Here is a 23,537-nt window from a genome sequence, read left to right as displayed (position 1 = left end):
TTGAACCGTTTTGTTATTGCCCGCAGTCACACTGCAACCGCGCAGCCGGCTTCGACGCAATCCGCATCGAAACAGCCGGAATTCGGAATATACGCGACGAATCAAAGGAATAGCAAATAAAACGTGCTGGTATGACCCCGATTATCATATTGGTGCATCGCACCCTAGTTTTATTGGTGCCATATCAAAAAGGTGCAAAATAAAACGGCACCCGGAGATGCCGTTTTGCGCAGACTGCCTACGCAGGCCGTTGAAACAACACGACTTATTGGGTCTGCGGCGTTTCCCGGACCTTGCGCGGCCGCCCGCGCGGTAGCGGCGAGACCCGGCGATTGGCCGCCCGCGCTGCCCACTCACGGTAGGTGTCGCTACCGAGCACCCAGCCCTTGAGCGTGGCCTGCTGCAGTTGACTGGCTTCGCGCTCGTCGAGCGGCTGCTCGCACAACTCGCGATACGCTCGCTGCCGCTCGAACGGCGTATTGCCGAGCGACCAGTACAAGGGATGGTCGGTGATCAGGCTGTCGAGCGTGAGCCCAATGTGGTGCCGGTAGCTCGACCAGCGGTAGTCTTCCGGCGCGCTCACCAGTTGGCCGCGCACCGGACACATCTCGACCACCCGGCTTGCCAGCAGGAAATAGCGCTCGCCTTCAATCACCGTGGCCCGGTAGCGCCCCTCCCATAGGGTGCCGCGCCGCGCGTAGCGCCGGTTGAAGTGCGCCACGTAGCGGCGGCCGACTGCCTGCATTGCCTTGGGCAAGCTGGACTCCTCGGTCGGTGTGACGAGCAGTTGCACCGCGCCTGGCATCAACGCATACGCGTGAATCGACAGGTGGTGGTCGCGGGAAGCCGCCTTCAGGCAATCGATGAAGAGCTCGTAATCCTGGTCGTCGACAAATGCGGGCTGCTGATCGAGCCCGCGCAGGATGACGTGTTGCGGCTGGTCGGGAACATAAAGACGTGCGAGCCGTGCCATGCTGGAGTATCCAATAGTCGCGTTGGTATATACCCGAAGGTCCAAAAAAGCCGAACGCCCGTACGATTCGGTGCGAAGCGGCTGAGCCGAAAACCGCGCGGAGCTTAGGGAGAAAGCTCTAACCGCCGCGTATGGTTTGTTTCAAACGTTGTGGTCATAATGAGCGGGCCTTTTCTGGAGGAGCACATATATGAAATTAAAACAGGCCATGACGGGGATCGCGGCGCTCGCCTGCATGACGGCAGCCCACGCGCAATCGGCCGGAACCTTTTACATCACGAACGGCTGGTTGCATCTTGCACCTCAGTCCAGTAGCCAACCGTTGAGGGAGACAAGCGTTGGCGGTTCACCCGTCAATGTCACCTTGCCTAACACTGGAGCCAACCTCGATAGCGCCGACACATTCGGCATCACCGCGGGTTACTTCGTCACCGACCACATCGCGACTGAATTCGTGGTTGGCATCCCGCCGAAGTTCAATCTCGACGGCTCGGGTTCCTTCGCGCAATACGGCAAACTCGGTGACGCCAAGCAGTGGAGCCCCACGCTGCTCTTCAAGTACTACTTCTTGCCTGCGCAATCGCGATTCCGTCCTTACCTGGGCGTGGGTGTCACCTATGTCAAGTTCACCGACGCAGAGATCACCAACAGCGTATTCCAACAAGAAGTCCTGCATGGTCCGACCACCGTATCCACGGATAGTTCGTGGGAGCCGGTGTTTAATGGGGGCTTCACGTTCGCCATCGACCAGCACTGGTTCGCCGGTTTCTCGCTGTCATACCTGCCGCTCAGCACTACCGCCAAGTTGAACACCGCAGCCCAGACCCCGGTCGGCACGCTCAACGTCCAGTCGCAGACGAAGATCAAGCTGAACCCGATCGTCAGCTACGTCAGCATCGGTTATCGTTTCTGACACTAAGACTAAGGGTAGACGAGTTTTGGGGGCTTGAACAATGCCGTCATGCGATCGTGACGGCATTTTCTTTTGTCTGACGCACAAAGTGCTTGTGCGGAAGGCAGGGCGACACCCTGCTTTGTAAATTTGACTAGCGGCGGCGCGCCTGTCGTGCAAATTGTGCTCCGGCAAAAGGTACGGCGCGCCGCCGGGAACGACGTCGGGGATTGGGCATCGAAGTTGCGTAGTATCGGGTTTACTCCCCCGATTCAAGCGGGGTCTCTTTGACTCATCTACGACGGAGCGACCATGACTGCACTACCGAATACGCGAGACGCCCTCGGCGAATCCTGGACATCGACCAGCCGCCGTACGCGCCGTATCGCGCGCCACAGCCGCCACGCGGCCGAAGACATCGCCACCGAACTGCGCTCACTGATGTCGGAACTCGAAGACACCTTGGCCGACGGCACTCAGGCCGATGCGGTGGCCCTGCGCGCCCAGTTGAAGAAGCGCCTGGATGTCGCCCGCGAGCGCCTGAATGAAACCCGTGACGCGGTGCGGCAACGCGCCGAAGTCGCGCTCGCGGACGCCGACGACTTCGTGCATGAAAACCCGTGGCAAACCCTTGCTATCGTGGGCGGCGTTGCGCTGATTGCCGGCGCGTTGCTGGCGCGCAGCCGCTGAACCCTGCGAGGCCCTCAAGTCCGTGCCTGAGTAACGCGAAGGACGGGGGGATCGCATCGACGCGCGCGCCGGTGTTCAGATACTTCGCCGGCGCATGTTCGTTGAGCATTGCGGGTGCGGCTTCGCTCGACGTTGCTCGCCTGCCGCGGGCCTAGTTGTCGGCGATCACGAACAGGCGCTGGTATTCCTTCAGCGCGTAACGGTCGGTCATGCCCGCAATGTAGTGGGCGATCAGGCGCGGCTGGATCTGCGCATCCGGCGACTGGTACGAAGGCGGCAGCAGCCGCGGATCGTCGGTAAACGCGTCGAACAGGCCGAACATCACCCGGCGCGCCTTGTTCGCCATGCGCATCACTCGATAGTGCCGGTACAGATTCTTGAACAGGAAGCGCTTCAGCACCGCCGCCTGTGCGGCTACCGTCTCGCTATGGGCGACGAGCGGCGGCGCGGCACGCACGGCATCAAGTGAAGCCGGGGCGTGCTGAATCAGATTACTGGTGGTGGTTTCGATCAAATCGACGATCAGCGTATTGATGATGCGCCGCACCGTCTCGTGAATCAGCCTGCGCCCCTCGATGTGCGGATAGTCGCGGCGCGCCGCTTCGAAGTGCGTCTGCCAGAGTTCGACTTCGGCCAGTTGCTCGACCGTGATTAGTCCAGAGCGCAGTCCGTCGTCGACGTCGTGATTGTTGTACGCGATCTCATCGGCGACATTGGCGATCTGCGCCTCGATCGACGGCTGCCGCCCTTCCAGAAAGCGCTCGCCGAGGGGCCCGAGGCGCCGCGCGTTTTCCCGTGAGCAATGCTTCAGGATGCCTTCGCGCGTTTCGAAACACAGATTGAGGCCATTGAACGCGCCGTAGTGCTCTTCGAGATCGTCGACTACGGCGAGGCTCTGCAGGTTGTGCTCGAAGCCGCCATGCTCGCGCATGCGCTCGTTGAGTGCGTCCTGGCCGGCATGGCCGAATGGCGTATGGCCGAGATCGTGAGCCAGCGAAATGGCTTCGACCAGATCCTCGTTGACGCGCAGGTTGCGAGCCACCGAACGGGCGATCTGCGCAACTTCAAGACTGTGAGTGAGACGGGTGCGAAACAGGTCGCCCTCGTGGTTCACGAACACCTGGGTCTTGTATTCGAGGCGCCGGAACGCGGTGGAATGGACAATCCGGTCGCGATCGCGCTGGAACTCGGTGCGCGCGCTGGGCGGCGCTTCGGCGTAGCGGCGGCCGCGCGATTGCGACGCGTGCGCGGCATAAGGTGCGAGATGCGCTTCGAGCGCGGCCACGGTGGGCGTCACGGGAAACGCTGGCGCCCCGCTCGCGGACCTCGCGCCGGTTGATTCATTCAAAGTCTCGCTATGCGTCTCGCTCACCAGCTTCTCCGAATCAATGGCGACACCCGGGACGCGAGGCAGCAGCGCGCCCTCCAAGAAAATGTGCGCCGCTCCCTACCTCGGGCCTGGCGCGTGGCGCCAGCTTCGCGGAGCGCTCAGACGGCCGCAGCTAGCGTGGCATGCACAGCAGGCTCGGGGGCCGGGCCGATCAGCGTCTCACCGAAACGCTTCAGCAGAATGAATTTGATCTCGCCAGCTTCGGCCTTCTTGTCGACCCGCATCAGGTCGACATAGCGGGCCTCGCCGAGCGCCGGAGCACGGGTGGGCAGATGCGCAGCCGTGATCACTTCGACGAGACGCTTGCGCGAAGCTTCATCGAGGTGGCCGAGGCGCACCGACAGATCGGCCGCCATCACCATGCCGCAACCAACAGCCTCGCCATGCAACCATTCGCCGTAGCCGAGTCCGGCTTCGATCGCATGACCGAAGGTGTGGCCGAAGTTGAGGATCGCGCGCAGGCCGCCTTCGCGTTCGTCCGCCGCCACCACCGACGCCTTGATCTCGCACGAGCGCTTGACCGCCTCTGCGAGCGCCTGCGGCTCGCAGTGGTTCAAGGCGCCGATATTCGCCTCGATCCAGTCGAAGAACCCCGCGTCGGCAATGGCACCGGTTTTGATGACTTCCGCAACGCCTGCTGCGAGCTCACGCGCCGGCAGCGTCCGCAGCGCGCCGATGTCGGCGATCACGGCCTGCGGCTGGTAGAACGCGCCGATCATGTTCTTGCCGAGCGGATGGTTGATCCCAGTCTTGCCGCCCACCGACGAATCGACCTGCGACAACAAGGTAGTCGGCACCTGGATGAACGGCACGCCGCGCATATAGCAAGCGGCGGCAAACCCCGTCATGTCGCCGATCACGCCGCCGCCCAGCGCGATCAGCGTGGTCTTCCGGTCAGCCCGCGCGCCAAGCAGCGCGTCGAAGATCAGATTGAGCGTTTCCAGGTTCTTGTAGGCCTCGCCATCCGGCAGCACTACCGTGGAGACCTGCTTGCCCAGTGGCGCCAGCGCGCGGCGCAGCGCATCGCCATAGAGCGGTTCAACCGTGGTGTTGGTGACGATGGTGACGGACGAACCGGCGATATGCGGTGCAAATAGCGCGGTCTGGCCGATCAGGTCGGTACCGATATGGATGGGGTAGGCGCGATCGCCCAGTTCGACATTGACGGTAATCATGCTGGCATTATGACGCAGGATGTTTGGCGACGCCGGCCATCTCGAGCTGCATGAGGACCATGTTGACGAGGCCGTTGACCGACGGTCGGCCGGTTTCGATGACGAAATGGGCGCACTCCCGGTACAGCGGGTCGCGCACCTCGTAGAGTTCTTCCAGACGCCCTTTGGGATCTTCGGTTTGCAGCAGCGGGCGATTCTTGTCGCGCCGCGTGCGCAGCCACAGGTCATGCGGATTGGCTCGCAAATAGACGACAAGGCCGTTATTGTGCAGCGCCAGGCGATTTTCCTGCCGCAATACGGCCCCGCCACCGGTGGCCAGCACGATGTTTTGCTGGCCGGTCAGGTCGGTGATGACCTGCGATTCCCGGTCGCGAAAGCCCCCTTCGCCCTCGAGTTCGAAGATGACGGGGATGCGCGCGCCCGTGCGCGCCTCGATTTCGTGGTCGGAATCGAAGAACGGACGATCCAGCCGGCGCGCCACCGCGCGGCCCACGGTGGTCTTGCCTGCCCCCATGAGCCCTACAAAAAATACATTGGCGTGTGCGTCCCGCGCTTGCAACGGTGTCCTCTGGCTAATCCGGTATGGTTCGTGCCGCAGCTTACTGGCAAAGCGACTGCCTTGTCGAGCCTGCGGGCCGCGGCTGCGGCAGGCGCTCAATTCGTCTGCACAACGCGCGGGGTGATGAAAACGACCAGCTCGCTGCGCTGGTCACGGTGTGCCCGATGACGAAAAAGTGCGCCCAAAAGGGGTATTTTGCCCAGGAGTGGCACCCGCGTCACATCATCCCGGTCATCCGTGGCATAGATGCCGCCAATCGACACCGTGCCGCCGTCCTCCACCTCGACGCGCGTGCGCACGTGTTTGGTGTTGATGGCCGGGCCCGCGGCGGTCTGCTCGCCCACGCTGTCCTTGGCGATGTCGAGATCCAGCACCACCCGGCCGTCCGGCGTAATTTGCGGCTCGACCTCCAGTTTCAGGCTGGCGCGGCGAAACTGCACGCCGGAGACACCCTGGCCGACCTTGGCCTGATATGGCAGCTCGGTGCCCTGCTCGACGATCGCTTTCATGCGGTCGGCAGTTACCACCCGGGGACTGGAGACCGTTTCGCCATGCCCTTCGGCCTCCAGCGCGCTCAATTCGATGTTGAGAAGCCGCGTGGCCTGGGCCGCAAACAGCGTGAGGCCCGCTGTGGCGGCGTCAAAACCGGCCAGCGGCCGCGCCGAGAGATCATAGACGGTGCCGTCCTTGCCGCCGGCGAATCCGGTTGCCGTGCCGCCGTCGGCACTCGCCGTGGCGAGCGACAGGCGCACGCCCAGGTTGCGCGAAAAGCCCTGCTCGCCTTCGACAATCCGTGCTTCGATCAGCACCTGGCGCGATGGCCGGTCGATCGAAGCCAGCAATTCGGCAATCTGCGCGAGACGCGCCTCCAGATCCGTCACGAATAGCAGGTTGGTGCGCGTATCCGCCATCGCCGCGCCGCGCTTTGACAGCACCCGCTGGCTCCCCGAGCCGGTCAAGAGGCGCCGCACGTCTTCCGCATGCGCGTAATGCAACTCGAACGTGCGGCTCGCGAGCGGCTCCAGATCCGCAACCCGCGCGTGGGCCTCGAAGCGTTGTCGCTCGCGCGCCGCCAGATCGGCGAGCGGCGCGACCCAGAGCACATTGCCGTGACGCTCCATGGCGAGGCCGTTGACGTCGAGCAGAGTATCGAAGGCGGTGCGCCATGGCACCTTGTCGAGCCGCAGCGAGACCGTGCCGCGTACGCGCTCGCTTGCGACAATGTTCAGGCCCGTGAACTGGGCGAACGCATTCAGCACCGCGCCGAGTTCCGCGCGCTGGAAGTTCAGCGAGATCGGTTTATCAGGCGCGAGACCGTCGTCGCTGCGGCTAGACGCGTCGCCAAGGCGCTGCGCCGGGGGAAGCGGGACCGGCGGGCCTTCGAGAGCCCCGGCCGGCGCTGGCTCCCGGTTCGCCGTGGCGCGCGATGCCGACAGCGGTGTGCCCTCGAGTGGGGTGTTGTCCGGCAGAACGCCGTCGGGTGAAGCACCATCAACTTGAGCGCCGTCGAACTGTGGGCCGCCGACGCCACCGCTGCCGACGCCCTCCGCGTTTATCGCGCTTTCCGGACGCACGGAAGCCTGTGAGTCGTCTGCGGAGTCCTGCCCCAGAAACGGGTTCGGCACGTCGACCGCGAGATTGCGCGGTAACGGTGGCGCGCCGTACGGCTCGACCGTGTCGTCGGACGGCATCATCGCGGGCAGCGGCGGCAGCGACGCCTGCGCCACGCCCATCAACAGACAGGCAGCGCCGATTGCCAGCCGGATGCTCTCGGCCCACGTTCTCATGAGGCCTCCGTCAAGGCAAGCGTGCGCGAACCGACACGATTCGTCAGCGTGATACTGAGCGCGTCCATGCCCGTGACCCGGTCGTCGCCCACCCGCTGACCTCGCTCGACAGTCGCCGCGCCATCGGCGGTTTCGAGCAGCGCAAGGCCGCGCGTGCGGTCGCGCAACAGGCCGACTAGCCGCAGGAGGCCAGCTTGCGCTGCGTCCCCGTCCGCTTGCGGTTGCACTGAAAACGGGTCGTAGAACACCACGACCTCGTCGTCGGCCTCGAGGTCTTCGTCGATGAAAAGCTCCTGGCGGACCGGCGCGGGGCTCAGCGCATGGAACAGATGCAGGTTTGCGCTGATGAGCAAGACGCCGGTGCCGCGCTTGACGGTCACATCTTCAGGCACGACCAGCAGCGGCAGGTCCGACAGGCCACGCAGGAACACCATCAGGTGCAGGAAGTCGGCCTGGGCGGTCAGATGCATCGAGCGCATCGTATCCAGCCCTGCACTCCCTGCATCGTGTCCTGCGCCCGGCGCCAGAGTGAGCAAGGTCACGCCGCTGCGGGCTGCGAGCAGTGATATCAGACGCACGTCATCGGCAGGCGTCCACGGCTCTGGCGCCGGTCCAAGCGGCATCGCTGCGACGTTACGCCGCAGTTCAGGCAACTCGCCAAGCGAGCGCTGCGCCCTGGCGAGTCGATTTCGAGCCTCAGAGAGAGCCGCGCGGCCAGCCTGCACTCCGGCCAGATCCGCAGAAATCCACGCGTTCGCGCCGGCACAAAAGACAGCAATGCCTATCAGCACCCCAACCAGAAGCCGGCGCCGTCCGCTCCACGCCGTCAGCGGCAAGCGCAGCCGGTTCAACCAGCTCGAAAGCAGCGCCGTCTCTCCCGCTGCGGCAGCGTGCTGAGCAAGCAAGGTGCTCATCGCACACCTCCCGGCTGAGCCGGTTCGCGCATTGGTCCGCTTGCGGAGACTCCCGATGGCGGCGCGTCTTTAGCGGCCTCATCCCAGTGCAAGCGTGCGGCAAACTCGAGCGTGCCGCCGCCGCTCGCTGCGACAGCGCGTCCGGTACGCGCCAGAGGACGCAGATCGGCGACCTCGGCGCTCTTCACGCCACGCACCATACTCAATTGCTTGAGCCACAGCGTGGACCCCAAAGGATCCCGCGAAGTCGCGAGCAGTTCCGTCTCGTGCCCGCGCTGCCGTAGCTGTTGCAGGGCGACGTCGTCCGTAGGCAGGCGGCTCAAGGTGTCGAGCAGATCAAGCAGACGCATCAACGGCGCGGATAGCGCGACCGCACGCGTGTAACGGTGGTTGCGTTGATCAGCTTCGTGGCGCAGTCTCGCGTGCTCCGCAAGGGGGGGCGCCAAGCGCGCCAGTTCGTGCTCGCTCGACACGCGCTGCGTATCCAGCCGGGTACGTTCGAAGGTCTGCCAGCCGGCCACCGCAAGCACCGCCGCGCAGCCCAGCAACGCCGCGCCCAGGCATTCGAGCAGGCAGCGCCGCCGCGCGCGCCGGGCGTCGCGTTGCCTGTATGGCAAAAGATTGAAGCCACCGATCCAGACCGCTTGACCGGCCGCCCCCATGCGCGAGTTCATCCACGTCATTCCATCACCCCACGCAAGGCGAGACCGAATGCCACCACGCAATTTGGCTCGCGCAACAGTGCGGCGGACAACGGGCGCGCGCAATCGCCAATCGCAACGCATTCGAACGGCAGCAGCGTGCAGCCCAGCACATCGCCGAGATCCGCGACCGAAAAACCGACCCCATCAAGCAGATCCAGTTCACCTCCGAGCAACGCGCAGCCGAGTGCACCGCCGTCTGCAAGGTCGCGTAACGCGTCGGCCAGATCTTCGTGCTCGGGGGCGGGATAGTGCATCTCACCGACAACGGCCTCGTCTGCAATACGCCAGCCATACACGCCGTCCGCGCCGATCCAGAGCGCCGCGTAGGTTTCGTGCGGCTCCAGTTCGAGGGCCGCTGTATGAACCAGCGCGCGCAGCGCGGCGTGCGGCTCGCCGTCGATCGCGGTCAACGTCACGCCAGCCGCTGCCGCACACTCGATGCGCGCCTCGAGATGCTGGCGGGTAGCTGCTGCAATCGTCACGGAACCTGCCCGGCGCGGCGAGCCATCTACGAACCAGTCGACCGCCAGCGCATGACGCTCGATCCCCGCGATCCGCTCCGCTTCGCTCAATACGGCCGACTCCAGCGCCGCGAGCGAGGCGCCGCTCGCGGCCGTTACGGCGCTCATGCCACCGAGCCGCGCCAGCGGCAAACTCGACATGAACGTCGCCGAGGCCGGCAGCGCCATCGCGCAACGCAACGAGCTGGACGCACAAGGGCGTGGCAGCTCCGCGAACACATCGCGCAATGCGCGGATCACCGCCGCGCGATCCACGATCTCCACACCCGCGATCGCCCCCGCGACCAATGGGACAGCCGCGAGATACTCGACGCGCACCGGGCCGCCCACGGGCACACGCTGACTCAGCACCACCAGCCTCACCGCCTGCGGGCTCACGTCGATTCCCGCAGCAAAACGCCGCACCTTCACCAACAACGAACTTCTGATCGCCATCCCGCCTCCCCTCAGACACACGCCAAACACGCAACACACGCGGCGAACCATTCGCTCGCGCGTACCGGGCAACCACCTTCCCGACGCTGTGCGCCATGCCCCCCGAGGAGGCCGGAAAACGTGGAAATGCCCTGCTATTTCTTGAGAGGAGAATTGTGCGCAGCCGCTGCGTTGCGCGATATTCAGCCGAATGGCTAACGTGAGGTCCCACGGCTCCCTGGGCGACCTCAAAGCGTCTACAGTAGGGTCATCTCCTGCGCGGCACGCCACCCATCCGTAAGCATGCCGAAAGCTGATGAGCCTGGCGGCTATAATCGCGGGACTGTTTTTTGGTGTTCATATGCAATCTTCGTCCCCTACGTCCCCGCCGCCCTCGCCACCCGCTCCGCAGAAGCGCAAACGTTCGTTGTTACTGACGCTCGTCCTGGGTCTGGTTGGTCTGATGTTCGCCGGCATCGCTTGTGCCGGACTCGTGCTCGGCTATGCGCTGGTCGTGGCCACGCCGAACCTGCCTTCGCTCGACGCGCTCACCGACTACCGTCCGAAAGTGCCGCTGCGCATTTACACGGCGGACCACGTGCTGATCGGCGAATTCGGCGAAGAGCGGCGCGATGTCGTGCATATTCAGGACGTGCCCGACAGTCTCAAGAAGGCCGTGCTCGCCATTGAAGACGCACGCTTCTACGACCACGGCGGCGTCGACCTGACGGGTATTGCACGCGCCGGTTTCGTGGCGCTGACCAACGGTCACGCCACACAAGGCGCCAGTACGATCACCATGCAGGTGGCGCGCAACTTCTTCCTTTCGAGCGAAAAAACCTACACCCGTAAGATCTACGAGATGTTGCTCGCGTACAAAATCGAATCGAAGCTGTCGAAAGATCAGATTCTCGAGGTGTACATGAATCAGATCTATCTGGGCCAACGCGCCTACGGCTTCGCTAGCGCGGCGCGGGTGTATTTCGGCAAGGACATGAAGGACCTGACGCTCGCCGAATCCGCCATGCTAGCCGGCCTGCCCAAGGCCCCCTCGGCCTATAACCCGGTGGTCAACCCCAAGCGCGCCAAGGTTCGTCAGGAGTACATCCTGCAGCGCATGCTGGAGTTGCACTACATCACGCAGGAGCAGTACGACGAAGCGAGCAGGCAGCCGCTCGCCGTCAAGGGCGCGGGCAAGGAGTTCAGCGTGCACGCGGAATACGTCGCGGAGATGGTCCGTCAGATGATGTACGCGCAGTATCACGAAGAGGCCTACACGCGTGGGCTGAATGTGGTGACGACGATCGACTCGGCGGATCAGGATGTCGCATACCGTGCGTTGCGCAAAGGCCTGATGGACTACGAGCGGCGCCACGGCTATCGCGGGCCGGAAGCCTTCATCGATCTGCCCTCCGACGCGGACGAGCGCGAACAGGCCATCGACGACGCCCTGCTCGAACATCCCGACAACGGCGAAATCATCGCGGCCGTCGTAACGACCGCCAATCCGAAGCAGGTCGAGGCGACCCTCGCCGACGGCAATGTCGCCACCTTGCAAGGCGACGGCCTGCGCTTCGCAGCCTTCGCACTGGGCCCGCGCGCGCAGCCGAACCAGCGTATCCGTCCCGGCGCAATCATCCGCGTCGTCAAGGGTGACGACGGCACCTGGTCAATCACGCAGTTGCCGCAGGTCGAGGGCGCCTTCGTCTCGGTCGTGCCGCAAGACGGGGCGATCCGCGCGCTGGTTGGCGGCTTCGACTTCAACAAGAACAAGTTCAACCACGTCACCCAGGCGTGGCGGCAGCCGGGTTCGAGCTTCAAGCCGTTTATCTATTCGGCTTCGCTGGAAAAGGGCCTCGGCCCGGCCACGGTCATCAACGACGCGCCGCTCTTCTTCAGCGCCGCGGAAACCGGCGGTCAGGCGTGGGAGCCGAAGAACTACGGCGGCGGCTTCGACGGCCCAATGACAATGCGCACCGCGCTGCAGAAGTCGAGGAACCTCGTATCGATCCGGATTCTCAGCCAGATCGGCCCGAAGTACGCGCAGCAGTACATCACCCGTTTCGGCTTCGATGCGGATCGCCACCCGGCCTATCTGCCGATGGCGCTCGGCGCGGGTCTCGTCACGCCGCTACAGATGGCCGGCGGCTTTTCGGTGTTCGCCAATGGCGGATATCGGATCAACCCGTATCTGATCGCGGAAGTGACCGACCAGCGCGGTATGGTCGTGGCGCAAGCCAAGCCGCTCGTCGCCGGACAAAGCGCGCCGTACGCCATCGACGCGCGCAATGCCTACGTGATGAACAGCCTGCTGCAAAGCGTCGCGCAACGCGGCACCGGGGCGAAGTCCAATGTCCTGAAGCGCACCGACCTCGCGGGCAAAACCGGCACGACCAACGATTCACGCGACGCCTGGTTTGCGGGTTACCAGCACACGCTCACCGCCATCGCATGGATCGGCTACGACAATCCGCGCAGCCTCGGCGACAAGGAAACCGGCGGCGGTCTGGCGTTACCGGTGTGGATCGACTACATGGCCAAGGCACTGAAGGGCGTGCCCGATTACAAGATGCCGATGCCGCAGGGGGTCGTCACGCTCGGCGACGAACTGTATTTCGACAACTTCACGCCGGGCAACGGTTTCGTCTCGACGGTCGGGATAAGTCAGGCCGATCTGGATGCGGACTCGAGCGATGCGGCATCCGGTGCGGCGGCAGCGCCTGCGCCGGAACAGGTGGGCGACCAGGAAAAGCAGGACATCATGAACCTGTTCCGCGGTCATTAACGGTTTCGTTGGTGCGGCCGTGTCAGCGCGGCTGAGTCCGCACGGCTGTGTCGCCGCGGTTTCGTCAGCGCGCTATCGGAAGCGCGCCAACGAGATTGCGACCGTTCAATGCGGTCGCGAGCGGCTGGCCATACAACGTCCTCGGCCTCCTCCGGCGTCAAGAAAGACGCCGCTGAGACCTCGCGCTTACGGCTGGAAGCGAACCGGCTCGCCGGCCTGCTGCGTCGCGTAGTCCGACAGCGCGGCGAAAAACTCGGTGCCATTGCGGGTGTCGCGCCATGCGTCGTCGGTAAAGCGGAAATGGAAACCGCCTGCTTTTGCAGCGATCCAGATTTCCCGCATCGGCGGCTGCAGATTCACGATGATCTTCGAGCCATTCTCGAATTCGAGCGTCAAAACATTGCCGCTGCGTTCGAACTCGATATCGGCTTCCGTATCGTCGAGCGTGCGTTCGATGGCCGCAAGCGCGGCCTCGGCGCGGGTCAGGTATTCGCTATCGGACATGCTAAACTCCAACGATCATTTTTTCAGGGACAGTCATGCGAGTCGTTTCTCGGATGCGCACAGTGGCGCCCGGCGCGTGGGCGCCCCGCGCGATTGTAGCCGCTTTGGTCATTGTCGCAGGTTGCGCTCTTGGCGGCTGCGGGCAACGCGGGCCGCTCTACTTGCCGACCGTGCCGCCAATGCCGGCCAAACCCGTCGACGAGACCCAGACGCGATCCACTGACGCAGTGAAACCCGATTCGCAAGCGGCCTCCGGCACGATCCCCGACACCTCGGGTACGCCGTTGACGCTCGCGCCGGAAACCGAACTCCATACCGTACCCGACTCGGCTGCGTCGGCACCGCAAGTGCCGGCCTCCGATAGCACCCCCGTTCAATAAGACTTTCGCATGACTCGATCCGCATTTGCCTATGTCGACGGCGTCCTGCACGCCGAAGGCGTGTCCGCCGTTTCACTCGCCGAACAGTTCGGCACGCCGCTGTACGTGTATTCGCGTGCGGCGCTGACCGCTACATGGCAAGCCTATGCGGGCGCATGCGCAGGCCGCCGCGCCACGGTTCACGTGGCCGTCAAGGCAAACAGCAATCTCGCAGTGCTGAACGTGTTCGCAAGGCTCGGAGCGGGCTTCGATATCGTCTCCGGCGGTGAACTGGCGCGCGTCCTGGCTGCCGGCGGCAAAGCGGAACACGTCGTATTTTCGGGTGTCGGCAAGAGCGCCGGCGAAATGCGCGAGGCGCTCGAAGCGGGCGTCAAATGCTTCAACGTCGAATCGATTCCCGAACTCGACCGCCTGAACACCGTGGCTGCGTCGGTGGGCAAGAAAGCGCCGGTCTCGCTGCGCGTGAATCCCGACGTCGATGCGAAAACGCACCCGTATATTTCCACCGGCCTGAAGTCGAACAAGTTCGGCGTCGCGTTCGACGAGGCGCGCGCCACCTATCGCGCCGCCGCGGCCATGACGCACCTCGAGGTGGTTGGGATCGACTGCCATATCGGTTCGCAGATCACCGAAATCGCGCCTTATCTGGACGCGGTGGACAAGGTGCTCGAACTGGTCGAACAGATCGAAGCGGACGGTCTGTCGATCCGCCACATCGACGTGGGCGGCGGTCTCGGCATCACCTATGACGACGAAACACCGCCGGATATCGGCGAGTTCGTGCGTACGGTGCTCGATCGTATCGAAGCGCGCGGTCATGGCCATCGCGAAGTGTATTTCGAGCCGGGTCGTTCGCTGGTCGGCAATGCCGGCGTGCTGCTCACGCGTGTCGAGTTTCTCAAGCCCGGCGCCGAAAAGAACTTCGCCATCGTCGACGCAGCGATGAACGATCTCGCGCGCCCGGCCATGTACGAGGCGTATCACGGCATCGAACCGGTCGTGAAGCGCGACTCCCCGGCGCATGTGTACGACGTGGTCGGCCCGGTCTGCGAAAGCGGCGACTGGCTCGGCCGTGAGCGCCTGCTGGCCATCGAGCCGGGCGATCTGCTCGCGCTGCGCTCGGCCGGCGCCTACGGTTTCGTGATGAGTTCGAACTACAACACGCGTCCGCGTGCCGCCGAGGTCATGGTCGATGGCGACAAGGTGCACCTGGTCCGCGCGCGCGAAGAGGTCAAGCAGTTGTTCGCCGGCGAAGCCATCCTGCCCGATTGAGCGGCTGATCGACAGCTAACGAACGGCTCAACACACTGCAAACAAAAAGGCGATGCCACCGCGGCATCGCCTTTTTTATTGGTCGGTGCTTAAGACAGCCAAAGGCGCTCGGTCACCTCTTCGCAACTCCTAAGGCCACGCGCTCGCGCAGCCACACAAGCAGCCGCCATCCCAGCAAGGCAAGCATGATCGCGCCGTAGATCTTAGGCAGCAGCAGATCGTGCTTGCCGGACTTCATCCACCAGAAATGCAGGATCGCGAGCACGCCGATCGCGTAAATCGCGCGGTGCAGCGTCTGCCAGCGGCGCCCGAGCTTGCGCACCATGGCGCGCGGCGAAGTCGCGGCCAGCGCGATCAGCAGCACGAAGGCCGCGAAACCGACCATGATGAACGGGCGCTTGCCGATGTCCTTCAGGATGGCCGCCACGTCGAACCATTTGTCGAACCACAGGTACGTCGTGAAATGCAGCGTAGCGTAAAAGAATGCGTACAGACCGAGCATGCGCCGAAAACGCGCCAGCGCAGTCACGCCGGTCAAGCGGCGCAACGGCGTCACAGCCAGCGTGATGCACAGGAACACCAGCGTCCACAAACCGGTTGAGCGGGTGATGAACTCGATCGGATTGGCGCCAAGCCGGTCAGTCAAGCCGAACAACACGATCCGCGCGAGCGGATACCACGCCGCCACGAAGACAGCGATCTTCACCGGCACCACCCAGCGGGTGCCCGCTGCGGCGGGACGCTTTGCAGCAGGCGGCGGGCGTCGCGAAGCGGGCTCAGTCACGGTGGGGGTTTCAGAGGAGGACATGGCAGATAACGCTCAAAAATTCTTCTTCAGGTCCATGCCCTGATAGAGCGACGCGACCTGATCGCCGTAGCCGTTAAACATCAGCGTCTTTCTCTTGGGCGTGAAGAAACCGTCTTCGCCGATACGCCGCTCGGTTGCCTGGCTCCAGCGCGGATGGTCGACATTCGGATTCACGTTCGAGTAAAAGCCGTATTCGTTCGGCGCGTAGGTGTTCCAGCTCGTGGCCGGCTGCTTGTCGACGAAGCGGATCTTCACCAGCGACTTGCCGCTCTTGAAGCCATATTTCCAGGGAACGATGATCCGCAACGGCGCACCGTTCTGGTTGGGCAGCACTTCACCGTAGACACCCACCGTCAGTAAGGTCAGCGGATTCATTGCTTCGTCCATCCGCAGGCCCTCGGAGTACGGCCAGTCGAGAATCGGCGTGGACAGCCCCGGCATCTGCGACGGATCGGCCAGTGTGATGAACTGCACGTATTTGGCATTGCCGTTCGGCTGGGCCCGCTTGATGAGCTCCGACAACGGAAACCCGATCCACGGCATCACCATCGACCAGCCCTCGACACAGCGGTGCCGGTACACGCGCTCCTCGAGCGGCGCCAGCTTCAGCAGATCGTCGATGTCGTACACCTTGGCGTTCTTCACCTCGCCCTCGACGCTCACGCGCCAGGGGTGCGGCCGCAACGTCCCGGCATTCTGCGCCGGATCGCTCTTGTCGGTCCCAAACTCGTAGAAGTTGTTGTAGGTAGTGATGTCCTTGTAAGGCGTGACCTTATCCGCCGCGACGAACCTGGAATTCGTCTTCGCCGTCAGCTTCTGTCCCTTTGCATCCGGCGACGAATACTCGGCGAACGCCTCACCGCTCACGCCGATCAGACTGCCCATCGCTGCCGCGCCCGCCGCCCGCAGCACGCGCCGCCGGTTCTCGTACGCCCGCTTCGGCGTGATTTCGCTGGGGGAGATATCGTCACCCTGCAGTGCAATCCTGTCGCTTCGCTTGATCCACATCGTGCAGCTCCTGCTGGCCCGGCGGGCCATGTTGATGATCGTTCGACTACGCATCCATAGCTACTATTCTGACCAACACTCTGGATGCGCGAATATTCCCGTGCATAAGAAAAAACCGCCGGTGCGGGGCACACGGCGGCTTTTTAGTCGATTCAGAACGGCGGATATTACAGCTTGCCGTAGCTATGCAGCCCGGAGAGGAACATATTCACGCCGAGGAACGCGAACGTGGTCACCAGCAGACCGGTCAGCGCCCACCATGCGGCAACCGCGCCGCGCAGCCCCTTCATGAGCCGCATGTGCAGCCAGGCGGCGTAGTTCAGCCAGACGATCAGCGCCCAGGTTTCCTTCGGGTCCCAGCTCCAGTAGCCGCCCCAGGCCTGAGCCGCCCACAGCGCGCCAAGAATCGTGGCAATCGTGAAGAACGCAAAACCGACCGCGATCGACTTGTACATCAGGTCGTCGAGCACTTCGAGCGGCGGCAGGCGGTCCGCCAGCACGCCTTTTTCCTTCACCAGATACGCGACGCCAACCATCGCAGACAGCGCGAAGCTGCCGTAGCCGATGAAGTTAGCCGGCACGTGGATCTTCATCCACCAGCTTTGCAGCGCCGGCACGAGCGGCTGAATCTGCTGCGCATCGCGCGAAATCGAGTACCACATCAGGAAGCCGACCGCGGCGCTGATCACCAGCAGCACAAAGGCGCCGAGCGCCCGGGTGTTGTAGTGTTGTTCGTAATACAGATAGAAGAGCGCGGTGATCAGGCTGAACAGCACGAACACTTCATACAGGTTCGAGATGGGGATATGGCCCACGTCCGAGCCGATCAGGTACGACTCGTACCAGCGCACCATCAGGCCCACAAAGCCCATCAGCACGGCGGCCCACGTCATCTTCGAGCCGATCGCGGCACCGGTGGGCGAACGCGAGATCAGACCGATCCAGTAGAACAGCGTGGCAAGCACGAACAGCGCGCTCATCCACAGGATCGCGGACTGGCTCGACAGGAAGTATTTGAGGAAGAACGCGCTGTCAGCCCGTGCCAGGTCGCCCTGATAGACCTGGATCGCGAACAGCGACAGCAGCGCGATTCCGGCAATCAGGAGCCGCGCCGGCTTCCAGCGCCAGCCGAGCGTGACGAAAACCGGCACCGCACACACCAGCACCAGCTTGTCGTAGTAGTTCATGAACGGGTGATAGCGCGACAGCGCGAACCCCGCGCCCCCGACCATCGCAAGAGCAAACAGCCAGTCGAATACGCCGAGGCGCTTCAGAAAGGGCCGTTCGTCGAGCAGCGCCGGATGCTGTTCCGGCCGGGCTGCCGCGTTCTTGGCCGACGCGCTGCCGCGCGACGGGGAGGAGGAAACCTGAGTCAAGTCCATGATCTTACCGGGTCGAATCGTGTGAGCCTGCGGACGATGCACCGGAGGTGCCGGCCTTGTCGGCTGCGTCATTGGGTTTGGCACCCAGCACGGCGCCGACGGCGTCGCGCGTCTGAGCAAACTCCTTGTCGAAGTCGAGCGTCTTGCGCGCGCTCGACATCGCCATCACGACGTTCGTGCCGTGACCGGTATCTTTGATCCAGAACCAGAGGCGCCGTTCGCGGACGTAGAACATCGAGAAGATGCCCAATACGAGGAGCAGGCTGCCAAGATACACGACTTTTTTGCCCGGCGCGCGCGTCAACTGAAATACCGAAGCTTGCACCTGCTTGAATGAGTCGAGTTGTAAATAGACCGGCGAACCATACAAAAAGCTGTCGGATATGGCGTTGATCGAGCTCTGAATAAACAGGCTGTTGTCTGCCGAGGCCGCGACATCGGGCTCGCCGGCCTGCTCGCGCGCCAGTTGCCACAAGTCCCAGGTCGAGCCTTCGAGCATGCGCAGCAGCAGCGAGGCCGCCTTTTCCTGCTCGCCCTTCGGCACCGAACGGTCGATGAACGCCGCAATCGCCTGGAAGCCGCCGATATTCTGGCCGCCCTGCACGATGCCGACGCTGCTGTCCCCGCCCGCAAAGAGGGTCATGACACGCAGCGCGCTTTCTTCCAGGTGTTGCTGCAGATCCGGGTTCGACGCCGGCACCGAGCGCTGCGCGAAACGGTGCGCAGCGGCGGCACGCATCGCCGGATTCTCGAGCGTGGCGCGCAGGTTCATCCATTCCTTAACGGTACCGCCCTGGTCAGCGGGAATGCGCAGATAGCGGAACGGATCGTCCGGATTGATGCGCATGCCGGCAAGGAACATCTTCTCGCCGCCCACGTCGACCGGCAGCATGTAGTTGTTGTACTCGCGCGCCTGGCCGTCCTTGCCACGCACCTTGTACTGTACCGAGGGACCGACATTGTGCAGGTCCAGCGGCTTCGAGCTCTTCGCGCCCGAGCCAAGGCGCTCGTCGAACGCCTCCTTCAGCGACTGATGCGCGACGCCGCGGGCATCGTTGGCGCCGCTGCCGTTCGAGACGTTTTCGACGTTGATGGCGCGGAAATCGGCGAATTCGATAGTCTGGCCATCCGCGTCCGGCACCGCGTTACCCAAGGGCGCCGAGTTGCCGATCGTGCCGCCGAACGGCGCGGTTTTCGCACTGTCACCGGTCATCGGATACGCGGTCATCTGCATTTGCGAGCCGCCGTCCTGGAAACTCGACTGGTAGATCGACACGCCGTCGTACTCGAACGGCTTGTTCACCTCGACCCGTGCCGGAATCTTCTCGCCGGTCTTGTGGTCGATCACGACAATGTCGCTCGCGAACAGCTTCGGCATGCCGGTTGAGTAGTAATCGACGATGAACTTGTTCAACTGGATCGAGAACGGCAGGTCCTGGATCAACGATCCATTCGGCTGGTTCAGGATCGCCGTGGAGACGTGTTCGCCTTCCGGCACCCACGCGTAGCCGCGGAACGTCGGGTTGGACTGCGACAGGCGGTGCTCGGGCGGAATGTCGCTGATCACCGAGTTATTGTTAATGGGCGTCTTGTTGAACATCCACATCTGCAGCTTGATCGGCAGGTTGCTGTCGAGCAGGCCGCCCAGGCAGATGATGACGATCGCAAGGTGCGCGGAGATATAGCCGAGCTTGGTGAGCGCGCCGCGCTTGGCGGCAATCAGCGTCGCGCCACTCGATTCCCGCGTGACGAACTTGTAGCCGAGCCGGCCCGAAAGTTTCGCCAAGGTGGCCGTAGCCTGCTCGCGCGTGCCGCCCACGGCGAACTCACCCTTGTGATGGAACGCGCGCAGGCTCGATTCGCGGACCTTGTCCTTCCAGCTCTTCATGTCGGCGATCACCTTCGGCGCGTTGCGGGTCACGCATAGCGATACCGAAACCATCAGAAAGCCGAGGATCAGCATGAACCACCACGAGCTGTACACGGTGTACAGGCTCAGCGAACGGAAGATGTCCGCCCAGAACGGGCCGAACTGATTGACGTAGTTGGGATACGGGTCGTCCTGGGTGAGGACGGTGCCGATGATGCTGGCAATCGACAGGATCACCAGCAGCGCGATGGCAAATCGCATCGAACTCAGCAACTCGATGACGCGACGCATGGGCCGCTGGCCCGACTTCAATTCAATACCCGACGTGGTGACGCTCATTCACACTCCAACAGAACAGCAAAAAAGGGTGAACGGCCGCCGCTGACGCACGAAGCGCACGACGCCATCACCCTTTTCTTGTTTTTCACCGGCCTCGTTGGGCCGGTTGCACTTGCGTGCGGGCTTCTTAATGCAAGCCCGCGATGTAATCCGCCACGGCCTTGATATCGCTATCCGAGAGCCGCGACGCAATGGTATGCATTGCATCGTTGTTGTTGCGCGCGCCCGGACCCTGCGTGAACGCGGTCAACTGCGTCACCGTATAGTCCGCCCACTGCCCCGACAGACGCGGATACTGCACCGGAATGCCCTGGCCGGTAGGCCCGTGGCAGCTCGCACACGCCGGCACAGCCCGTTCGGCGATGCCCGCGCGATAAATCTTCTGCCCCAACGGGACCGTGTTCTTGTCGTGTGCGTAACCCGGCTTCGGCGTCTGCGCCGCGAAATACGCGGCGACGTTAACCATATCCTGGTTGGAGAGCGCTGCGGCCATGCCGGCCATAATCGCATTATTACGCGCAGGCTGCTTGGCGCCGGGCTGGGTTTTGAAATCCATCAACTGCTTGACGAGATATTCGGGGTGTTGGCCAGCCAGCTTGGGATAGGCCCCGCCGGCGCTATTGCCGTCGGCACCGTGACACGACGCGCATACTTGCGCCGCAATTGCCTGCCCCCGATTGATGTCCGGTTTTGCCGGATCTGCTGCTCGCGCCTGAACTGCTAAACCTGAAAGACCTGCCGCTACTTGAAACACCATCAGAGCTTTGCACAGTCGATTCATTCGCACACCCTGTTTCGTCTTGTGGGAATTAGAGGTTCTGCAAAACGACGGCGACCGATTTACCGCAGAGGCACGCGCGCTGGCCCCTCCTCAGGTCTTCAGTAAATTCAGTAAACCGTCGTATTGTACAATAACTCGCTAATCGCTTAGACGCCAGTCGGGCTTGACCCGTCCCCACTCCGGGTTCCCCGGCGTCTCATATCCTGGTTCCCCCATGTCTTCCTTCCTGCTCCACCAATCGCGCTTCTTTACGACCGTCAATCACCTGCGTGATCTGCCGGCCACTCCGCAACCCGAAATCGCGTTTGCCGGGCGCTCGAATGCGGGCAAGTCGACGGCGATCAATCTGCTGTGCAACCAGAAGCGCCTCGCGTTCGCCAGTAAGACGCCGGGCCGCACCCAGCACATCAACTACTTCTCGGTGGGGCCTGCGGCCGAGCCAGTGGCTCATCTGGTGGATCTGCCCGGTTACGGCTATGCGGAGGTTCCTGGGGCCGCCAAGGCGCACTGGGAGGCACTGTTGTCCACTTACCTGCAGTCGCGCTCGCAACTGCGCGGCATGATTCTGATGATGGATTCGCGGCGCCCGCTGACGGATCTGGATCGCCGGATGATCGAGTGGTTTGCGCCGACCGGCAAGCCGATCCATACGCTGCTCACAAAGTGCGACAAATTGACACGGCAGGAGAGCATCAACGCGCTGCGGGCCACCCACAAGGGTCTGGCCGAATATAGCGCCGCTGGCTACCAGGGAGAATTGACCGCCCAATTGTTCTCGGCCCTCAAACGGGTCGGTCTGGACGAGGCCCACGAACTCATCGAAGGCTGGCTGATCCCTGAAGAGACGGGCGGTACGGACGCTGTCGAATAAGTTACAGCGGCTGCGAAATAAGCGCCTGATACGACATTGACACCGCTGGGGCCCTGTCTGGGCCCTATTTCGTTCGCCCATAAAAAAACCCGCCGCTACTGACGGCGGGCCAAACAGCCTAATCGAAAAACGACAGGCACCCGCTCAGGGAGGAGAAGCGGGGAGGTCAGCGCATGGCGCCTTGCTCGATCGGTATGATATACCATTGTCTCGAAAAGAGTTTCCGGCAGGCGGAGGCACGCGTTTTTGTCATCTCCACGAAATCCACGACATTCGATATGAGCTTCTATCCGCATCATCGTCTGCGCCGCATGCGCCGTGACGACTTCTCGCGCCGCCTCATGCGCGAAAACATCCTCACCACCAATGACCTGATCTACCCCGTGTTCGTTGTCGAAGGCACCAACGTGCGGCAAGCCGTACCGTCGATGCCGGGCGTCGAGCGTGTCTCGGTCGATCTGCTGATGGGCGTGGCCGAACAGTGCGTCGAACTGGGCGTGCCCGTGTTGTCGCTATTTCCGGCAATCGAGCCGTCGCTGAAGACCCCGGATGGCCGCGAGGCCACCAACGCAGCCGGCCTGATTCCGCGTGCGGTTCGCGAACTGAAGAAGCGTTTCCCGGATCTGGGCATTCTCACCGACGTTGCGCTCGATCCGTACACGAGTCACGGCCAGGACGGCGTGCTCGACGAAGCGGGTTATGTGATCAACGATGAGACCGTCGAGATTCTCGTCGAGCAGGCACGGGCGCAAGCTGAAGCGGGTGTGGATATCGTCGCGCCCTCGGACATGATGGATGGGCGCATCGGCGCGATCCGCGAAATGCTCGAGAGCGAGGACCACATCCACACGCGGATCATGGCCTACTCGGCCAAGTTCGCGTCGGCCTTCTACGGCCCGTTCCGCGATGCTGTCGGTTCCGCGACGAACCTCGGCAAGGGCAACAAGATGACCTATCAGATGGACCCGTCGAATTCGGATGAAGCGCTGCGCGAAGTGCGCGCGGACATCGAAGAAGGCGCGGACATGGTGATGGTGAAGCCAGGCATGCCGTACCTCGATATCGTGCGACGCGTGAAGGACGAGTTCCGCTTCCCGACTTATGTCTATCAGGTGAGCGGCGAGTACGCGATGCTCAAGGCGGCGGCGCAGAACGGCTGGCTCGATCACGACAAGGCGATGATGGAGTCGCTGCTGGCGTTCAAGCGCGCTGGTGCGGATGGCGTGCTGACGTACTTCGCGCTCGATGCAGCGCGCATTTTGCGGGCGCAGAAGTAACGGGTTGCGGGGCGCAGATTTCGGCGCCTCATGCTCGCGTATGTGTGAATGCAGGCGCGAACCCCGCTCAAATGGCTGGCGTGTAATGGCCGAACGTGCAGGTGCCGGTTGAGCGGCAGACGTTAGACCGACACGGCGGCGCCGATCAGGCAGCTAGCGGTTGATGAAGCGGAAGTGCCGGAGGCGGCGCTTCCGCTTTTTTATGGTTACGTGCTTGCAGTTTGCAAAGGGGACCAATCCT

General features: G+C 63.2%; 21 protein-coding genes. 7 read left to right on the top strand and 14 right to left on the bottom strand.

Annotated elements, in window-relative coordinates; all coding sequences use genetic code 11:
* Window positions 1–265 precede the first annotated feature (265 nt).
* Entirely contained in the window at window positions 266–973 is a 708-nt protein-coding gene (locus tag BLQ92_RS37805; protein ID WP_090695838.1) for a transposase, read from the bottom strand.
* 190 nt (window positions 974–1,163) lie between these two features.
* Between BLQ92_RS37805 and BLQ92_RS37800 the strand changes: the two genes are divergently transcribed.
* Together BLQ92_RS37800 and BLQ92_RS37795 are read left to right on the top strand one after the other, a co-directional pair.
* Window positions 1,164–1,886: an OmpW/AlkL family protein gene (locus BLQ92_RS37800; protein WP_090695836.1), complete on the top strand. Its 723-nt coding sequence runs from the start codon at window positions 1,164–1,166 to the stop codon at window positions 1,884–1,886.
* 291 nt (window positions 1,887–2,177) lie between these two features.
* Complete coding sequence (locus BLQ92_RS37795; protein ID WP_090695834.1) at window positions 2,178–2,555, top strand: ElaB/YgaM/YqjD family protein; 378 nt, start codon at window positions 2,178–2,180, stop codon at window positions 2,553–2,555.
* A 151-nt stretch (window positions 2,556–2,706) separates the two neighbouring features.
* Here the strand turns inward: BLQ92_RS37795 and BLQ92_RS37790 are convergent, their stop codons facing one another.
* The 7 genes from BLQ92_RS37790 to pilM form a co-directional block, all read right to left on the bottom strand.
* Window positions 2,707–3,927 (bottom strand): deoxyguanosinetriphosphate triphosphohydrolase, encoded by a 1,221-nt coding sequence (locus BLQ92_RS37790; RefSeq protein ID WP_090695849.1) that lies wholly within the window; start codon window positions 3,925–3,927, stop codon window positions 2,707–2,709.
* Window positions 3,928–4,043: 116 nt separating this feature from the next.
* The gene (gene aroB / locus BLQ92_RS37785) at window positions 4,044–5,120 is read right to left on the bottom strand and encodes a 3-dehydroquinate synthase (protein ID WP_090695832.1); all 1,077 of its coding nucleotides are present in this window, start codon (window positions 5,118–5,120) and stop codon (window positions 4,044–4,046) included.
* 7 nt (window positions 5,121–5,127) lie between these two features.
* On the bottom strand, window positions 5,128–5,679 hold the full coding sequence (locus tag BLQ92_RS37780; protein ID WP_090695830.1) for a shikimate kinase: 552 nt from the start codon (window positions 5,677–5,679) through the stop codon (window positions 5,128–5,130).
* A 95-nt stretch (window positions 5,680–5,774) separates the two neighbouring features.
* Entirely contained in the window at window positions 5,775–7,466 is a 1,692-nt protein-coding gene (locus BLQ92_RS37775; protein WP_090695828.1) for a type IV pilus secretin PilQ, read from the bottom strand.
* Entirely contained in the window at window positions 7,463–8,380 is a 918-nt protein-coding gene (locus BLQ92_RS37770; protein ID WP_090695826.1) for a hypothetical protein, read from the bottom strand. Before BLQ92_RS37770 ends, BLQ92_RS37775 begins: the two co-directional genes overlap by 4 nt.
* Entirely contained in the window at window positions 8,377–9,063 is a 687-nt protein-coding gene (locus BLQ92_RS37765) for a fimbrial assembly protein (protein ID WP_218133065.1), read from the bottom strand. The genes BLQ92_RS37770 and BLQ92_RS37765 overlap by 4 nt, the downstream gene beginning before the upstream one ends.
* A complete protein-coding gene (gene pilM, locus BLQ92_RS37760) occupies window positions 9,060–10,040 on the bottom strand; it encodes a type IV pilus biogenesis protein PilM (protein WP_090695824.1) in 981 nt (326 codons plus the stop codon). The genes BLQ92_RS37765 and pilM overlap by 4 nt, the downstream gene beginning before the upstream one ends.
* A 340-nt stretch (window positions 10,041–10,380) precedes the next feature.
* Between pilM and BLQ92_RS37755 the strand changes: the two genes are divergently transcribed.
* Window positions 10,381–12,804 carry a penicillin-binding protein 1A gene (locus BLQ92_RS37755; RefSeq protein ID WP_090695822.1) on the top strand — a complete coding sequence of 808 codons (2,424 nt, stop codon included), beginning with the start codon at window positions 10,381–10,383 and terminating at the stop codon, window positions 12,802–12,804.
* Between the two features lie 186 nt (window positions 12,805–12,990).
* Here BLQ92_RS37755 and cyaY read toward each other — a convergent pair whose 3' ends face one another.
* Window positions 12,991–13,308, bottom strand: coding sequence for an iron donor protein CyaY (gene cyaY, locus BLQ92_RS37750; protein ID WP_090695820.1), 318 nt, complete (start codon window positions 13,306–13,308; stop codon window positions 12,991–12,993).
* A 35-nt stretch (window positions 13,309–13,343) separates the two neighbouring features.
* On the opposite strand from cyaY, the gene lptM reads away from it, so the two are divergent.
* Both lptM and lysA read left to right on the top strand, forming a co-directional pair.
* Complete coding sequence (gene lptM, locus BLQ92_RS37745) at window positions 13,344–13,688, top strand: LPS translocon maturation chaperone LptM (protein ID WP_090695818.1); 345 nt, start codon at window positions 13,344–13,346, stop codon at window positions 13,686–13,688.
* A gap of 9 nt (window positions 13,689–13,697) precedes the next feature.
* On the top strand, window positions 13,698–14,960 hold the full coding sequence (lysA, locus tag BLQ92_RS37740) for a diaminopimelate decarboxylase (RefSeq protein ID WP_090695815.1): 1,263 nt from the start codon (window positions 13,698–13,700) through the stop codon (window positions 14,958–14,960).
* 112 nt (window positions 14,961–15,072) lie between these two features.
* Here the strand turns inward: lysA and msrQ are convergent, their stop codons facing one another.
* The 5 genes from msrQ to BLQ92_RS37715 form a co-directional block, all read right to left on the bottom strand.
* Entirely contained in the window at window positions 15,073–15,768 is a 696-nt protein-coding gene (msrQ, locus tag BLQ92_RS37735; protein ID WP_090695813.1) for a protein-methionine-sulfoxide reductase heme-binding subunit MsrQ, read from the bottom strand.
* Between the two features lie 12 nt (window positions 15,769–15,780).
* Window positions 15,781–16,776 (bottom strand): protein-methionine-sulfoxide reductase catalytic subunit MsrP, encoded by a 996-nt coding sequence (gene msrP, locus BLQ92_RS37730; protein ID WP_090695810.1) that lies wholly within the window; start codon window positions 16,774–16,776, stop codon window positions 15,781–15,783.
* Between the two features lie 167 nt (window positions 16,777–16,943).
* Window positions 16,944–18,158, bottom strand: a complete 1,215-nt coding sequence (gene ccsB, locus BLQ92_RS37725) for a c-type cytochrome biogenesis protein CcsB (RefSeq protein ID WP_090695808.1) — start codon at window positions 18,156–18,158, stop codon at window positions 16,944–16,946.
* Window positions 18,159–18,162: 4 nt separating this feature from the next.
* On the bottom strand, window positions 18,163–20,367 hold the full coding sequence (locus BLQ92_RS37720) for a cytochrome c biogenesis protein ResB (protein ID WP_090695806.1): 2,205 nt from the start codon (window positions 20,365–20,367) through the stop codon (window positions 18,163–18,165).
* Between the two features lie 127 nt (window positions 20,368–20,494).
* On the bottom strand, window positions 20,495–21,148 hold the full coding sequence (locus BLQ92_RS37715; protein ID WP_090695804.1) for a c-type cytochrome: 654 nt from the start codon (window positions 21,146–21,148) through the stop codon (window positions 20,495–20,497).
* A 214-nt stretch (window positions 21,149–21,362) separates the two neighbouring features.
* Here BLQ92_RS37715 and yihA point away from each other — a divergent pair, with 214 nt between their 5' ends.
* Window positions 21,363–22,019 (top strand): ribosome biogenesis GTP-binding protein YihA/YsxC, encoded by a 657-nt coding sequence (gene yihA / locus BLQ92_RS37710; protein ID WP_090695802.1) that lies wholly within the window; start codon window positions 21,363–21,365, stop codon window positions 22,017–22,019.
* A gap of 278 nt (window positions 22,020–22,297) precedes the next feature.
* Entirely contained in the window at window positions 22,298–23,296 is a 999-nt protein-coding gene (gene hemB, locus BLQ92_RS37705; RefSeq protein ID WP_090695846.1) for a porphobilinogen synthase, read from the top strand.
* Window positions 23,297–23,537: the final 241 nt, after the last annotated feature.

The organism is Paraburkholderia phenazinium, from assembly GCF_900100735.1.
Taxonomy (GTDB): Bacteria; Pseudomonadota; Gammaproteobacteria; order Burkholderiales; family Burkholderiaceae; genus Paraburkholderia; species Paraburkholderia phenazinia.
Note: the sequence above shows the minus strand (reverse complement) of the source record. Positions and strands in the feature narration are given on the sequence as shown.

Excerpts from the sequence above, each read along its gene's own strand:
- BLQ92_RS37715 (WP_090695804.1), bottom strand. The coding sequence starts at position 21,148 with ATGAATCGACTGTGCAAAGCTCTGATGGTGTTTCAAGTAGCGGCAGGT.
- BLQ92_RS37775 (WP_090695828.1), bottom strand. The coding sequence starts at position 7,466 with ATGAGAACGTGGGCCGAGAGCATCCGGCTGGCAATCGGCGCTGCCTGT.
- lysA (WP_090695815.1), top strand. The coding sequence starts at position 13,698 with ATGACTCGATCCGCATTTGCCTATGTCGACGGCGTCCTGCACGCCGAA.
- BLQ92_RS37800 (WP_090695836.1), top strand. The coding sequence starts at position 1,164 with ATGAAATTAAAACAGGCCATGACGGGGATCGCGGCGCTCGCCTGCATG.
- BLQ92_RS37805 (WP_090695838.1), bottom strand. The coding sequence starts at position 973 with ATGGCACGGCTCGCACGTCTTTATGTTCCCGACCAGCCGCAACACGTC.
- ccsB (WP_090695808.1), bottom strand. The coding sequence starts at position 18,158 with ATGGACTTGACTCAGGTTTCCTCCTCCCCGTCGCGCGGCAGCGCGTCG.
- BLQ92_RS37720 (WP_090695806.1), bottom strand. The coding sequence starts at position 20,367 with ATGAGCGTCACCACGTCGGGTATTGAATTGAAGTCGGGCCAGCGGCCC.
- BLQ92_RS37795 (WP_090695834.1), top strand. The coding sequence starts at position 2,178 with ATGACTGCACTACCGAATACGCGAGACGCCCTCGGCGAATCCTGGACA.
- hemB (WP_090695846.1), top strand. The coding sequence starts at position 22,298 with ATGAGCTTCTATCCGCATCATCGTCTGCGCCGCATGCGCCGTGACGAC.
- aroB (WP_090695832.1), bottom strand. The coding sequence starts at position 5,120 with ATGATTACCGTCAATGTCGAACTGGGCGATCGCGCCTACCCCATCCAT.
- BLQ92_RS37770 (WP_090695826.1), bottom strand. The coding sequence starts at position 8,380 with ATGAGCACCTTGCTTGCTCAGCACGCTGCCGCAGCGGGAGAGACGGCG.
- msrP (WP_090695810.1), bottom strand. The coding sequence starts at position 16,776 with ATGTGGATCAAGCGAAGCGACAGGATTGCACTGCAGGGTGACGATATC.
- cyaY (WP_090695820.1), bottom strand. The coding sequence starts at position 13,308 with ATGTCCGATAGCGAATACCTGACCCGCGCCGAGGCCGCGCTTGCGGCC.
- lptM (WP_090695818.1), top strand. The coding sequence starts at position 13,344 with ATGCGAGTCGTTTCTCGGATGCGCACAGTGGCGCCCGGCGCGTGGGCG.
- pilM (WP_090695824.1), bottom strand. The coding sequence starts at position 10,040 with ATGGCGATCAGAAGTTCGTTGTTGGTGAAGGTGCGGCGTTTTGCTGCG.
- msrQ (WP_090695813.1), bottom strand. The coding sequence starts at position 15,768 with ATGTCCTCCTCTGAAACCCCCACCGTGACTGAGCCCGCTTCGCGACGC.
- BLQ92_RS37765 (WP_218133065.1), bottom strand. The coding sequence starts at position 9,063 with ATGACGTGGATGAACTCGCGCATGGGGGCGGCCGGTCAAGCGGTCTGG.
- BLQ92_RS37755 (WP_090695822.1), top strand. The coding sequence starts at position 10,381 with ATGCAATCTTCGTCCCCTACGTCCCCGCCGCCCTCGCCACCCGCTCCG.
- yihA (WP_090695802.1), top strand. The coding sequence starts at position 21,363 with ATGTCTTCCTTCCTGCTCCACCAATCGCGCTTCTTTACGACCGTCAAT.